The organism is Niabella sp. CPT15-335-S11 (assembly GCF_058792415.1).
In genome coordinates this window covers 233,819-248,111 of record NZ_JBYTEI010000001.1, presented here as the reverse complement: position 1 = coordinate 248,111, position 14,293 = coordinate 233,819, and the positions used below count along the sequence as shown (strand labels likewise).

At 47.5% G+C, this 14,293-nt stretch carries 14 protein-coding genes; 4 read left to right on the top strand and 10 right to left on the bottom strand.

Annotated features, from left to right (window positions below; translation table 11 throughout):
* Positions 1-159: 159 nt before the first annotated feature.
* From AC3WS5_RS01080 to AC3WS5_RS01065, 4 genes are all read left to right on the top strand, one after another.
* A complete protein-coding gene (locus AC3WS5_RS01080) occupies positions 160-2,136 on the top strand; it encodes a peptidoglycan DD-metalloendopeptidase family protein (RefSeq protein WP_492465340.1) in 1,977 nt (658 codons plus the stop codon).
* A gap of 42 nt (positions 2,137-2,178) precedes the next feature.
* On the top strand, positions 2,179-2,649 hold the full coding sequence (bcp, locus tag AC3WS5_RS01075; protein WP_492465339.1) for a thioredoxin-dependent thiol peroxidase: 471 nt from the start codon (positions 2,179-2,181) through the stop codon (positions 2,647-2,649).
* Complete coding sequence (locus AC3WS5_RS01070; protein WP_492465338.1) at positions 2,646-2,984, top strand: DUF4157 domain-containing protein; 339 nt, start codon at positions 2,646-2,648, stop codon at positions 2,982-2,984. Before bcp ends, AC3WS5_RS01070 begins: the two co-directional genes overlap by 4 nt.
* A gap of 216 nt (positions 2,985-3,200) precedes the next feature.
* The gene (locus tag AC3WS5_RS01065) at positions 3,201-4,022 is read left to right on the top strand and encodes a glycerophosphodiester phosphodiesterase (protein WP_492465337.1); all 822 of its coding nucleotides are present in this window, start codon (positions 3,201-3,203) and stop codon (positions 4,020-4,022) included.
* A gap of 173 nt (positions 4,023-4,195) precedes the next feature.
* On the opposite strand, the gene AC3WS5_RS01060 is transcribed toward AC3WS5_RS01065, so the two are convergent.
* The 10 genes from AC3WS5_RS01060 to AC3WS5_RS01015 form a co-directional block, all read right to left on the bottom strand.
* A complete protein-coding gene (locus AC3WS5_RS01060) occupies positions 4,196-4,963 on the bottom strand; it encodes a hypothetical protein (protein ID WP_492465336.1) in 768 nt (255 codons plus the stop codon).
* A gap of 73 nt (positions 4,964-5,036) precedes the next feature.
* A complete protein-coding gene (locus AC3WS5_RS01055) occupies positions 5,037-6,185 on the bottom strand; it encodes a beta-ketoacyl synthase chain length factor (RefSeq protein ID WP_492465335.1) in 1,149 nt (382 codons plus the stop codon).
* Between the two features lie 3 nt (positions 6,186-6,188).
* Positions 6,189-7,403: a beta-ketoacyl-[acyl-carrier-protein] synthase family protein gene (locus AC3WS5_RS01050; RefSeq protein ID WP_492465334.1), complete on the bottom strand. Its 1,215-nt coding sequence runs from the start codon at positions 7,401-7,403 to the stop codon at positions 6,189-6,191.
* A 6-nt stretch (positions 7,404-7,409) separates the two neighbouring features.
* Entirely contained in the window at positions 7,410-7,673 is a 264-nt protein-coding gene (locus AC3WS5_RS01045) for a phosphopantetheine-binding protein (RefSeq protein ID WP_492465333.1), read from the bottom strand.
* A 53-nt stretch (positions 7,674-7,726) separates the two neighbouring features.
* Positions 7,727-9,016, bottom strand: a complete 1,290-nt coding sequence (locus AC3WS5_RS01040) for an ABC transporter permease (RefSeq protein ID WP_492465332.1) — start codon at positions 9,014-9,016, stop codon at positions 7,727-7,729.
* 68 nt (positions 9,017-9,084) lie between these two features.
* Positions 9,085-10,587, bottom strand: a complete 1,503-nt coding sequence (cysS, locus tag AC3WS5_RS01035) for a cysteine--tRNA ligase (RefSeq protein ID WP_492465331.1) — start codon at positions 10,585-10,587, stop codon at positions 9,085-9,087.
* A gap of 158 nt (positions 10,588-10,745) precedes the next feature.
* Positions 10,746-11,864 (bottom strand): endonuclease/exonuclease/phosphatase family protein, encoded by a 1,119-nt coding sequence (locus AC3WS5_RS01030; protein WP_492465330.1) that lies wholly within the window; start codon positions 11,862-11,864, stop codon positions 10,746-10,748.
* A gap of 121 nt (positions 11,865-11,985) precedes the next feature.
* On the bottom strand, positions 11,986-12,936 hold the full coding sequence (locus tag AC3WS5_RS01025) for a rhomboid family intramembrane serine protease (RefSeq protein ID WP_492465329.1): 951 nt from the start codon (positions 12,934-12,936) through the stop codon (positions 11,986-11,988).
* Positions 12,937-12,979: 43 nt separating this feature from the next.
* On the bottom strand, positions 12,980-13,633 hold the full coding sequence (locus AC3WS5_RS01020) for a rhomboid family intramembrane serine protease (RefSeq protein WP_492465328.1): 654 nt from the start codon (positions 13,631-13,633) through the stop codon (positions 12,980-12,982).
* Positions 13,634-13,801: 168 nt separating this feature from the next.
* A complete protein-coding gene (locus AC3WS5_RS01015; RefSeq protein ID WP_492465327.1) occupies positions 13,802-14,128 on the bottom strand; it encodes a hypothetical protein in 327 nt (108 codons plus the stop codon).
* Between the last annotated feature and the right edge of the window lie 165 nt (positions 14,129-14,293).

Genomic DNA, 14,293 nt, shown 5'->3' with positions numbered 1-14,293 from the left:
ACCTTGCTATGGTCATAGTTTTTAGGTGGTTTCCTCCGCATCGGTATACCCGGCAGCGAATATGAAATGAATAAAGCACCTGGTTTTCGGGTTCCTGAAATAATCGTTAAAACAGGCATGTTCCCACCCTAATACGGGCGATTTATTATATTTGGCACAATGTCTAAAACCTTCCTCCTTATCGTTTTTACATGGATGACCGTAGCTGTATCTGCCCAACTTTACAAGAAACCTGTCTATCCCCAGAACTATTTCCGGTGGCCTACCGTCATCCGGCCTGATATCGTCGCGAACATGGGTGAACTTCGGAACAACCATTGGCATATGGGGTTAGATATCCGGACCAACCAGGTTGTAAACCAGCGGGTTGTAGCCGCAGCAGACGGTTATATCGCATTTGTGGGGATAAAACCATTGAGTTTTGGCCGGTGGATCGTGATCCGGCATCCGAATGGACTATCCACACTCTATGGCCATTTGAACAATTTTGAACCAAAACTCGAAGCCTATATCACAGAACTGCAATACAAAAATGAGTCATGGGAACTGGAAGCGGAGATACCGTCGGGTAAATTCCCGGTTAAAAAGGGAGATTTTATTTCCTACAGCGGTACCACCGGCGGATCGATGGGTCCTCATTTGCATTGGGAAATCTTCGACACCCGTTCGGAACGAAGGCTGAACCCTACGTTTTTTGTGCACGAGATCCGGGATAATATCCCCCCGACCCTGGTCAGGCTGGTCATGTATGACAGGGCTAAATCGATCTATTACCAGACACCTCAGATGATTCGCCTGTCAAAGCGTGAGGGAGAGTATGCCGTACCAGGTGGCAGCATCGTGACGAATCTCAACAAGACAGGGTTTGCGATTCAGGCCTACGATACCCGTAACGGCACCAGCAATCAGGACGGCATCTATAGCGCCAGGTTGTTCCTGGACGGCCGGGAGATCAGCAGTTTTTATCTCGATAGCATCGGCTATGGCGACACGCGTTATATGAACTGTCAGATAGACTATAAACTAAGGACCGAAGATGGCCTGTGGGTACAGCAGGTAAATAAACTTCCGGGCGACCGGAGCGGGGTCTATTATGATCTTGGCGCGAACAACCTGATCAACCTGAATGATACCCTGGAACATGAGGTCCGTATTTTAGTCAGCGATGCCGATGGTAACGTTTCAACCCTCAATTTCCTGCTCAGGAATGACAGGGCTCAGCCCCCCGCTTCCGCGATGTACGAGTGGAAGCCGAATACGTTAAACAGGCTTTTTAAATACGATTTTGAAGCCTATTTTCCCATGTTTGCGTTCTATGACCAGATGAACAGCGGGTATGAACGCCTGCCATCAACGGGTGGCAGCAGTGTCTCAGCTCAGCACAAACTGGGTGAGGTATATATTCCTGTTCAGAACTATTTTGAAGTCAGGATCAAGCCGGATAAAGGGATTCCGGCATCACACAGGAACCGTGTGGTGATCAAACGTTTTGCGCGGACGAATACCGTTCAGAAAGCGGAATGGAGTGGTGACTGGTTAACCGCCCAGTTCCGCGATTTTGGTCGGTTTGAGGCCTTTCTGGACACGGTGCCGCCTACCATTCCCTCGCCGGGAAGTGGGACAGTGCTGAATTTTGACAGAACCGGTCGCATCTCCTTCACCCCGACAGATAATTTTGGTATTGCGTCATTCAGGGCCGAGGTGGACGGGAAATGGATCCGGTTTACGAATGATAAGGGGCGGACCTGGGTTTACTATTTTGATGGGCGAATTTCACCCGGCGAACACAACCTGAAGGTAACGGTCACTGATATCGCAGGAAATGAAACTGAACGAACCTGGCGGTTCAGACGCGGTGCGGCGGTAACGAGTAAAGAGCCGGCACAACGTGGGTTTAAGGGTGAGGGAGAAAGCGACGAAGAAACGGTGGCGGCGCCTCGGGTAGCTGGGAAAAAAACCGGTGGGCATATACAAGCCCGGTCAACTTCGAAAGCTGCTGACAGCAAAGCGAAGGCAACTATTTCTAAAAAGACATCGCATGAGAGAAAAGCTGCTGTTTCCCACGGATCTGCGGCCAAAAAGGGAGTAGCCGGTGCAAAGAAGGAGCCTCATAAGAAACTGCAAAAGAAGAAATGAGTAATTTGCAGTTTATTACTCGTCAAAAAGCGATTTATACATATGGCAACACATTTAAAGGAAGGAATGCGAGCGCCCTCATTCACCGGCGTGGATCAGCTTGGGAATAAGGTCTCGCTGCCTGATTTTCGGGGACAGCTAGTAGTACTGTATTTTTATCCGCAGGATGACACGCCAACCTGTACGGTTCAGGCCTGTAATCTCAGGGATAACTATGCTGAGCTTCAGCAACACGGGTTGAAGTTGATCGGGATTAGTCCCGATGAAGCAGAGGATCACGAGAAGTTTACCCGGAAGTATGATTTACCTTTCTCTCTTCTCCCTGATCCGAAACATAAAATCATCGATAAATATGGCGTTTGGGGCGAGAAACAGATGTTTGGAAATAAGTATATGGGCGTTTTGCGCACGACCTTTTTAATTGACGGGAGAGGAAAGATCAGCAAAATTTTCCAGAAACCCAATTCTGCTAATCACGCTGCGGAGATCATTGAGAATATCCCCAAAAAGTGAATTTTTTTTCAATCAGGGAACAGTCAGGCCTGGCCAGGTTTGCAGCCTGGAAGCTGAAAGGAGCGAATGCAGCCATTGTCCTGGGGCATCGTATCCATTTGCATGGTGTGAGCAAGGCTGAATTCCTGAGCAACGAGCGGTGGCTCCGGCATGAGCTGAAGCACGTTCAGCAATTTGAAAGGCATGGATTTTTTCCCTTTCTGGTAAAGTATCTCTGGGAATGCGCTATCCACGGTTATGAGAATTGTTCTTTTGAAAAAGAGGCACGGGCGGCCGAAAAAGATGAGAATCTGCTGGCTTTGTTTCAATACCGGGGGAGAGAAAGCCGGGCATGAAGCGAAAATTTGTTTATATGAAATGTCGATAAAAATTTTCGAGCAGATTTATCCGACCAAAATGAACTGCGAAGCGCTCATAAGGGCTAAAATAAATAACAAATAATGCGCGTAAAGTTTTAAATGGTAAATCTGCTGTCGGTAGATAGGCCTGTCTGCCGAAGGTAGGCTTGTCTGCCGAAGGTAGATCACCAGAGAAAAAACAAAAATTTATACATGAAGATAATAATTAATATTTTAATGATGACTATGATGCTGGCTGTGACCCAGGGATGCCTGCAATCACGCAAATCGTCCGGCAACCAGGGGAGTCCGCCCAACAAAGTGATTGCTCATCGTGGCGCCTGGAAGCATTCCGGGGCTCCTCAGAATTCACTGGCTTCTTTGCGTGAAGCCATCAGGCTTGGCTGCGGTGGTTCAGAATTTGATATCCGGATGACGAGCGATGGGATACTTGTTATCAATCATGACGCTGATTTCCTTGGGATACCGGTGGATTCAAATCCATATGCCGCCTTGTTAAAGAAAAAAATGTCAAACGGCGAATCCATTCCTACTTTTGAGGCTTATCTGAAAACGGGCATGTCGCAAAAGCAGACAAAACTTATTGCTGAGATTAAAGTGTCGACCCTGGGAAAAGAGCATTCACTCAGGCTGGCCGAAAAGGTCGTTGAGACTGTTCACCGGCTTAAGGCACAAAACTGGGTCACTTATATATCTTTTGATTATGATATATGCAAAAAGGTAAAACAGATCGATCCTGGTGCTCGGGTTCAGTATCTCAACGGCGATGCATCGGCTGAGAAGCTAAAAGCTGACGGGCTGGATGCGGATTATCATTTCAGCGTCTTTCAGAAGAATAAAGGTTGGATTGCTGATGCACGGAGTAAAGGAATTGTTGTCAATGCGTGGACGGTCAACAATCCGGCGATAATGGACGAACTACTGGCACAGGGCATTGACCTGATCACTACCGACGAACCGGAAATGCTGCTGAAGAAACTGCAGGACGAAGTTGAAGTTAAGGTTACGATGTAGGTTAAGATACGTTTACATATCAAAAAGTGTAGTATATAACATCTAAATCCCCTGCCTGCCTCGACTGGCCTGCCCGCCGAAGGAGGGTAAACCGGGAGGTAAGGTTAAGTTTAAGACATATTTACATATATCTAATATCTAGCGTCTAGTATCTAACGTCTAGCGTCTAACATCTAGAAATACGCAATCCGGTAGCTCAGTCCAACCTGAAGTTGCAAAGGTTTACTTTTTTGATACTGGTCTTTGGCTGTGCCTTCTTTGTCGTACAACTTGCTAAAGAAATATTGCGTGCCCACCATAACTTCCAACTCGCGTATGAGTGAGTAGCGGAAATTCAGATTGCCGCCCAGGAGAAAATGATTAGCTGCTCCCCGTTCCTCTATAAAGTTGCTGTAAGTCTTGTTTACGGTATCCCTGAAATAAAAAGCGCTCTCGTATTTCTTATGCAGGAGGTAGTGCAGTACGGGGCCCGCCTGCAGCGAGATCTTCCCAAAGGATTTTGAAAGATTCGCAAATCTGGAACTTAAATAAAGAAGCCTGGTATCTCCGTAAGAAGGAATCATGGCCTTTACGCTGGTGTCCTTGCCGGTCCAGTTATTTGCGGGTATCTTCGTATCATAAGTGTAGGTGATCTGGTTACCGCCGAGAGAAAATGACAATCGCCATTTATTCCAGAACTCAATCCCAAACTCGGCATCCGCGAACGCGCCCACTTTATAATTCGCGACTGAATGAACATTTCCAAAGCCTTGAGTCGTATGAGATGGCAGCTGGTTCAGACTAGGCGTAACACCCAGCTCGCCGGTCTCGATTGTATAATTACCATCAAAGTTCCGCATGTACGTGGAGTTGGCACCAGCGCTCAACTTTATGTCGAAACCCTGGGCCCGTACCAAAAAACTTGGTATCAGGAAATAAAATAAAATCAGGAAATATTTCATACGGAGAATATCAGGCTTGATCTGACACACTACAAAACTAATGTTAATTTTTTAACGACGAAGTCCGGCTATATTATTTTATGCCCACCTGTATAAAACTATGCTGCTTCCCCTGATAATTATTATAGATGATGATCGTGTCGATCGTCTTTGGAATAATTCCCTTTTTCACCAGATGCTTCGGAATTGTTTGCACTTGAAGCACCTCGCAGGCCAGCCACAAAGCGAAAGCCGAGGCCGTAGGGTAATCGCCGCAAAGCTGTTTGAAACGGATCACCGGTAGGTCAGGTATGATCTTTTCGCAAGCCAGGTTAAAGGGATCCATGCGTATATCCCCGTTTTCACCACTGAAGAAAAGCCTGCCCTCCCCTGTCCCCGCCGGGGTTGAACCGATTGTTTCCCCGAACCATTTTGCCACTTTTTCAACATCAGTGGCGTGAAATATCTCCACAGCCTCCAACCTGATATTCGAAATTCCTGGTGTGAGGCCAGCCAGGAACATGGCAGCCCCCTCACCGGCCACCGATCCGGTTGTTTGACGCTCAAACAGGTGTTCGCTGCTGAACGTTGGATTATACCAACCGGCGAGTCTATCGATATTATAATTATACGTCGATATTTCATCTACCCCCCCAACCAGGTAGTGGTTTTCGGGATTTTCCTGCAGCAGCATCATCGCGTCCATTAACGCGTTTTCAAACGCCAGTCCGAAATGCACATGGGTGATATTGTATTTTTGATTCTTTGTAACCAGGCTAAGTTGCCCGGCGATGGCATTTGGGGTGCTCTGGACAAAATCCCCCGGAGTCAGCAGGCCCTCCTCATAATCGATGATCTGGTTCAGGAATTTGATACAGTTATCCATACCGCCGTAAGCAGTGCCGATAATGATCCCGTCGGTTTCGTGTCCTCTCAACAAGGGCAATCCGGCACCCAGACTCATTCTAACCGCCTTGCTCATTCGTCTCAACATACCGGGAGCCACACCTTCCAGCGGCGGTTCAATGGCCTGCAGCTTACCTGCCCGTGAAACGACCGGATGATCCAGGTCTGTAGTCCCGAAACTTTGCTGGGGTGAAATACACCGGTGATCAAGAATATACAAGCCCTCTCCCGTAGTTCCCTGTTGCGGGAGTGAGGGATATGCCTCGGATTTTGTATGGTTACGTGGTTTCTGCATACTCGCCAGCTCAATGTACACAATGTAAATGAATCTGACCAAAGGTCAGGGGGTTTGTTCCAATGCTTTTGCGGAATTTCCGAAAATCAGAGAAGTACAGTTTCCCCCAAAGCCAAAGGAGTTTGACATGACGTGACGGAGCTTTCGTGGCGCATAGGCTCTGATGGGAGCCAGCTTTGTGGTTTCAATGACGTTTTCAAAATTCAGAGAAGGATAAACTTCGCCGTGGTACAGGCTCAAAATGGAAAAGATTGCTTCTACGGCACCCGCGGCACCAAGACAATGCCCGGTATAACTTTTTGTACTGGCAAATTCCGGCATCTTCTGAAATAAGCGAAGCATGGCAATGCTTTCCGTCTCATCATTGTTTTCTGTTGCCGTACCATGGGCGTTGATAAACTCAATATCCTCCGGTTTTAAACCAGCCGACGCGAGTGCACGCTGCATGCTGAGGTATGGGCCGTCCCCTTCAGGGGATGTGGAAGAGGCATGAAAGGCGTCATTGCTGTTGCCGGATCCCAAAACTTCGGCATAGATTTTTTTACTCCCCACTTCTGATTCCGGTTCCAGCACAACAAATGCAGCTCCCTCACCCAGGTTCAGCCCTTTGCGACCCCGGTCAAATGGCCGGCACGGCTCATCAGATAAGATCATCAGGGCGTTGAAACCGTTCACCGTAAATTTCGACAGACTATCGATCCCTCCCGCAATCACCCTTTTTGCCCGGCCATGCTGTATGAGCCTTGTCCCGTACATGATCGAATTGGCTGAAGAAGAGCAAGCGGTGTTCAGGGTGTCAACCCATCCGCCAATTTTCAACTGAGACTGTAGGAAAAGGGTGCTGGCGCTGTTGGAATAGGCACCCAGAAAAGCAGACCCTGTATCTCCCTGCTGGTTTGCGTCCTGGTACATCTGGTCCGTCAGACACATTCCGCCGACGGTACTCGCCCCTATCAGGGCTGTCTCGTGTGACTGCAATAGTTCGTCCGAAAGTCCCGCATCTGAAATGGCTTCCCGGATAGCGAACATGCCTAAAAGTTCAGTCCGGGTAATACCCGGGCTGTCGATTTGAAGTATATTTTGAAGATCTTCGGTCGAATGGCTGACTTCGCCGAAGGGAAGCAGGCTCGTATATTTCGACTGAAAAAAGCGGGCGGGCCCAATACCGCTGCGGCCGCTGATCAGTGACTGCCGGTTTATTGCGACATGATCGCCAATGGCCGTAATCATGCCCATTCCGGTTACCACGACTCTTTCCAAATCAAACTATTTGGTTCTGTGTTGCTCAATATAGTCCACCATGGTATTAATGGTGGTCAGAATTTTTCTTCCTTCCTTGGGATCCTGGATGTTGATCCCATATTCCCTGGAAAGCATAACGATCAGCTCAATAGAATCGATGGAATCCAACCCCAGTCCCTCGCCAAACAAAGGCTCATCGTCCTTGATATCCTCAGGTTTTATCGTATTGAGATTCAAAAATTTTACAACCTGTTCCTTCACCTGCTGTTTTAACTGCTCTTTTTCCATTTTAAATAATAGTTGTCAGAATATTTAGTTACAAATATAATCGGAAGTATTAATTATATATACATTTCCCGCCTCATGCGGATCAGAGCAGTGACCTGGAAGACAAGGATCATGAGCAGCATGGGGATTACGCTGGCCATCGCATCCTTTAATTTGCCACCCTCCAGGAACAGGTTGTAGAAAGCTTCGAGACACCAATAGAGGGGGGAAAACTTCATAATCAGTGAAAAAGACTCCGGCATGGCGAAGGCAGGGACGAGTAATCCCCCAATCGCAGCAAAAAGGACGATAGATATGGCTCCGGCACCGTTACTTTGTTCCTGTGTACGGGCAAAAACGCCGACTAATATCCCAAAACTGGTTGCGCACCATCCGCAGACTACCACAATGAGAAATAAACCCAGGTAATCTCCGGGTAAATTTAAAGGAGGCAAGCCGATTTGCGGAAATACCCATCGACCAATGGCAAAAATGACCACAGCCTGAAGAATTGTAATCAGTATATAGGTGATCTGCTTCGAAATGACTGACAACCACGCAGGAGTGGGCATCGTTTTCAGCCGCATGAAGCTTCCGGAAGTTTTTTCCCTGACGATACTGCTGCCCAGCGAAATCACGATAAAGAACATCGCAAAAACGGTCCAGGCGGGAATATTGTGCTGTGTTGCATTGGGTATGACTGCACTATTTCCCCTTGAAACTGGTTGCTGATTGATGGGCGTTTCGTTGGCCAGGATCTCTTTCTCCAGATTCTCAGGGATGGCTGCAGAGTCGTTTATTCCGCTGTAAAGTTGCCGGATGATATATTTACTTTGCACCATCTGGAAAACATTGCCCAGCGCGGCATCCATACCCTGCCTGAATGACTTTTGCAACGCGGGGTGGTAAAAAAGCTGTACCGGCAGGATTTTGTTTTCCAAACTGTCCACAACCTGACCCGTAACCGGCAGAGGCGCCACCTGAAGAGCACGGGAAGCTACATTTTCAGCTTTCTGCAACACCTGGCGGGAATATCCCTCCGGTATCACCAGGCCCAGGAGCGCATCTTTATCTCTTATCTTTTGTTTCAGCAGGGAGTCGCTGCTGCCATCCGGCATCTGTTTAATGATGAAAACGCCACCACTCCTGAGAGAAGTCTCCAACTGCTTTGCAGCCTCTCCGGTGTCTCTGTTTAGCAGCAGCAGGACGACTTTCTTATTGCTGACCAATTCAAACGTACTGTTCTGCACCATTGCAATGACAATGGCCAGGACGATTGGCATGATGAACATTAACGCAAGGCCCATCCGGTCGCGGACAAGGATCCGCCAGTCTTTCAGAAAGCTTGACCAGAGTTTAAACATATTGTTGGAGGAGATGTGTAATTGTACCCAACCGGTGATATTCCCGATGAGTTTGTGTAACGCGAAAACTATTCAACATTCCAGCTTACCGTGCCGTCTTTGTCGTCCTTTAAGGAAATCCCGACCTGCGTGAGGCGGTTTCTGATATTATCCGAAGTAACAAAATCTTTTCTGCTCCGCGCTTCTTTGCGGATATCCATCAGTACCTGCATGACCTCCTTCAGTTTTTCATTATCTGCTTCTGAAACGTCTTTCAATCCAAAAATATCTTCCAGGTATAATTTGAAAAAATCCTGTAATTGTTCAAATGTGGATACTGACAATGAAGTGACCGGCAAAATATTGTCTTTGATTCCATTGATGACAGGCGCCAGCTCAAACATATTGGCCAGCACCTTTGCTGTGTTGAAATCATCTTTGATAAAGCTGTCGGATTCTTCGATCAGGGTGGACACTTTTTTATCCAGGTCCGCATCTCCCGCGGTTTCCGTTAATTCACCCGAACGCAGTTTCAGTTTCTGGAGGTTTTGATAAGCCTCCCAAAGCCGTTTCAGACCTTTCTCCGAAGCCTGTAACGCGTCATTGCTGAAATCCAGCGTGCTGCGGTAATGACTTTGCAGGATGAAAAATCTAACAGTCATCGGATGAAAAGCCTGGCTCAGGAGTGGATGATCACCACTGAACAATTCCGTCAGCTTGATCACATTATTGTAGCTCTTGCCCATCTTCCGGCCGTTAATGGTGATCATATTATTGTGCATCCAGTAGCGGACCGGCGCCGTGTGGTTGCAGATCGTGCTTTGCGCGATTTCACTTTCGTGATGTGGAAAAAGCAGGTCCATACCACCACCGTGGATGTCGAACTTCTTGCCGAGGTATTTGGTTGACATTGCCGAGCACTCGATATGCCAGCCCGGGAAACCCTGGCCCCAAGGGCTATTCCAACGCATGATATGCTGTGGCGGCGCGGCTTTCCATAAGGCAAAATCTGCTGAATTCCTCTTTTCCTGCTGACCTTCAAGGTCCCGGGTTGCCTCCATGAGGTCTTCTATTTTCCGGCCACTCAGCTTGCCGTAATCGTGACCTGCGGCATATTTTTTTACATCAAAATAAACTGATCCGTTTGATTCATAGGCGTAACCCTCATCTATGAGTTTCCTGATCATGTCTATCTGCTCCATAATATGACCGGTGGCTGTTGGTTCGATAGAAGGCGGCAGGTTATTGAATTGCGCCATGGCCCAGTGAAACAGATTGGTATATTTCTGTACCAACTCCATCGGTTCAAGCTTTTCCAGTACGGCCTTAGAAGAGATCTTATCCTCCGCTTCACGTCCCTCTTCTTCAAAATGTCCCGCATCCGTTATATTTCGGACATACCTGACCTTGTAACCTAAATGGGTCAGGTATCGAAAAACAACGTCAAAGGTGACATAGGGCCTGGCATGACCCAAATGACTTTCCCCGCTGACGGTCGGGCCGCACACATACATTCCCACATAACCGGGTGTGATAGGTGTAAAGATCTCTTTTCGCCTGGTCATGGAATTGTATATTTTCAACTCACTCATGGATTTGTAAACTTTTACTAAGGGTGCAAAAATAAAGAAAGCATTTGGGTTTGATGCCAGGGCGAAAATAGGAATTTCAGCGATAAGTGCCGGTCTCCCCGCTCCGGAACCGAGAAAGATCCGGTTCTCCGGGCCTCTTTGATGTCCAACAATCAGGGTTAGTTATTTTTGAGCTCAATATCGGCTACCAGCATATAATGATCAGAATAGGGAGTCGTGATCCGTTTGAACTGCGCGACATTAAAATGGTTGTCGGGTAAAATATAATCTATTCGGAGCGTAGGTGAAATTGAATTATAGGTTCGGCCTATTCCGTGACTTTTGACGAGGAAGGCATCCCGCAGGTTTCCTTTCAAGGTTCTGTAGGTATAGGAATTGGGAACATCGTTCAGGTCGCCGCAAAAAACTAACGGGAACAGACTGTTCTTCATGATATCTCCTACCATATCGGCCTGAATACTACGGTGACTGATAGCAACGGAGAGTTTTCTGAAAATGTGAAATGCATTATCCATTATTTTTCCTTTGCCTCCTTTCAATTCTTCAATCTTTGAAAGATCCCCCTTCTCGAACTGGTTTGATTGAAGGTGTGTAGTATACACTCTTACCGTCCGATTTCCGATCCGGAGATCCACAAATATCAGCGCTTCGGGCAGGGTTGGCCGGGGAAACCTGACAATACCTGTATCCTGAACAGGGTAACGGCTGAAGATAACGCTTCCGTTAAACAAACGGTCGCCATCCCAGTCATGGGAATAGTAATAATAAGGATAACCCAATCCTTTGCTGACTGCCACGATGTTATTGTACCAGTCGGGATCGATGGACGAACTGAACTCCTGGAAACAGAGGATATCGGCGTGCACCCGCTGAATCTGCTGCAACATCTTGTAGCGGGTCTGGCTGCCGGCATTATTGTTTTTTACCATTTCTACGAATCTCGCCACATTCCAGGTGGCAATGCGAATATGGTTTGGCTGCTTTTCTTCCCGGAACCTGCCTGGAAAATGAAAGGCATAAAAGTTAACGATCTGTCCACCTCCCAGTAAAATGGTTGCAAGTGAGATAAATGCAAGTTTATTCCGGGCCAGGATCCACCAGACCAGGAAGACCAGTACAGCAAGCAGCAGCATGGGGAATGCCAGGCCGATCAGTGAAAACAGTGGCCAGATGCGCGGATTGAACCATGGGTTGATACAGGCAAGCAGGAACAGACCCACGACCAACAGGTTGATGATGAGCAGCACTCGATTGCTTATCCGTTTGAATTTTCTCATGAATGATTCACGTTAACTGAAAGATAAGCATGTATCGCTTTTCAACCTAATTCCAGCAACCCTAAAAACGGTCTAAAGAAATGGATTTCAACGGTAGAAAACTGCGATGTCCTGTAGATGGTTATTTTTCCAGATCTTCCTCACGGCTGGCCCGCTCCAGCATATCTTTTTCTTCACTGCTCAGGTTATCATACCCGCCGGATTGATTGATCTTATCGAGCAATTCATCCAATTTTTGCTGTGTGACGCGGGTTGATTTCCGATAGGGCAGGCCAGGTGTATGATAAAACAGGGAGGAACTGCCGCCCCAGACGGTCTTGCTGCGGGTTTTATCCGGGTTGAAGAGATTGGTAAACCAATCGTAAAGGGCATTCATCCATTCACTGCCGTCATAACCTCTTCGCAGAATCATGATAAAAAGGAAACCCGATAGTGCGCCGACAATATGGGAGACGAGAATCGGTGCATTGCCCGGAGAAAGTCCCGCCAGATCTACTACCAGAAAGATGACTGTAAGGATCCATAGTGAAAAACCACCGCCGAGAACCGGCAATACCTTATAACCCGGTGAAATGGTCGTAGCCGCAATAGCAATCGCGAGAATGGCCGGGGCCGATCCGAAATAGTGAAACAGCCCGGATGTGTCCTGTCCCACAGAAGTGAACCTGGCCACCACCAGGAATGCAGCAGCACCAGCCAGGGTACCGTATATAAACATGGGTATCAGCTTACGGTTTCCTGTCAAGTCGATAAAAATATATCCGAAAGACCACAGCCATAGCATATTGGCAAATAATGGCCAAATTTGGAGATGCACCAGTGAGTAAGTCAGAAAGGTCCATGGTCTCGCAATGGCTTTACCCGGGTCTGAAGACAATGCGAACCAGCTTAATACATTGCGGTTAAAATTCTCAGCTACCGCACCGCCTTCGGGCATGAACACGTAGATGATAGCTTTAAAGAACGCTAAAATGACAAACAGGATCATGCTGATCGCAATCAAAACAACCAGGGGGTTGACGGTCGTGCCGAAAGACAACCTACTGTCATAGTCTCTGTCTGAGATGGACATAAGAAAAAATTTAGACCCGCTCGCGGATCACGGTAAACACTTTCTAGAATAACGTTTTTCGATTGGTTTTGTTCCAGATTTTCAATAAAATAAATCCCGTGACTGCTCCTCCCAGGTGCGCGAAGTGCGCGATGTTGTCTCCCGACATTTGTGAGATGCCCCCGAACAGGTCCAATGCTACGAGGCCCAGAATGGCCCATTTGGCCTTGATGGGAATGGGAATGAACATGATATACAATTCCGTGTTGGGAAAGGTAACCCCAAAGGCGACAAGCACGCCAAATACGGCTCCGGATGCTCCCACAGCAACATCGCCTGAGCCAAGTATAGATTGCATCAGGAGATGAGACGCCGCGGCACCAAGTCCGCAGATCAAATAAAAGATCAAAAATCTTTTCGAACCCCAAACATTTTCCATGATTCTCCCGAACATCCACAGGGCGAACATATTGAACAGGATGTGGTAAAACACTATTCCGCCACTGGGGCTGTAAGAAGCATGGGCGAACATGTGCGTGATGATCTGCCATGGCCTGAATTCAGAGGTGCCGATCGGCCAGAGGCCTATCTTGGATGTCAGGTCATATTTTGGATCGTAGAGTAACTGGGCTACCCATACAAGCACATTTGTGAGGATAAGATTTCGAACCGCCGGTGGAAAATTTTCAGGTGGACGCTGATAACTGAAGTTACTCATTCAACAAAAATAAGGTATGGTCACAAAATTTAGCCGGACAATCATATTAAGTAGCAGAAACTATCGCAAATTCAACATGATTACGCCTTAGCAGACCCGGAATTCAAACATCAACCCGGCATTTCCAGGAAAACCACATCAAGCGGGGGGTAAAAGTTGCACAAACAATTAGCCGCCGCGCTTGCGCTGCATATATCTGCGTACATTTTCCATTTCTCCTTTTTCCCTGGCCGGGATTTTCCGGACAGTGTCAGAAGTCAGCCTTTTCTTCATGAGAAATGCACTATCGGTACGCGTGATGCTGTCCACCGGCGCCCGGAAGGCAGAATCTGCCGGTAGCCTGACGGTTGCAGAGTCCAATTCTACGGACTCCGTAATGCGGATCAACGTGTCGGGCAGTGGCGGTGGAGCCTTCTTTTCACTACCGCCACAGGAACTTACGGTCATTGAAATTATCATGACAAGGCAGTAAAAAGTGAGATGCTCCTTTTTCATTGTGAATACGTTCACAATATTAGGTAATTAAACGTTAAGGTTTCCCCTCACGCTCAAAACTTCCTGCCACAAATTTTTCGGGAGCATTTTCCCTGGCCGCATGAGAAGTGAATTTGTAAAAAATAATGGGTTGTTACCTGACACTGAGATAAATCGACCTTCCAC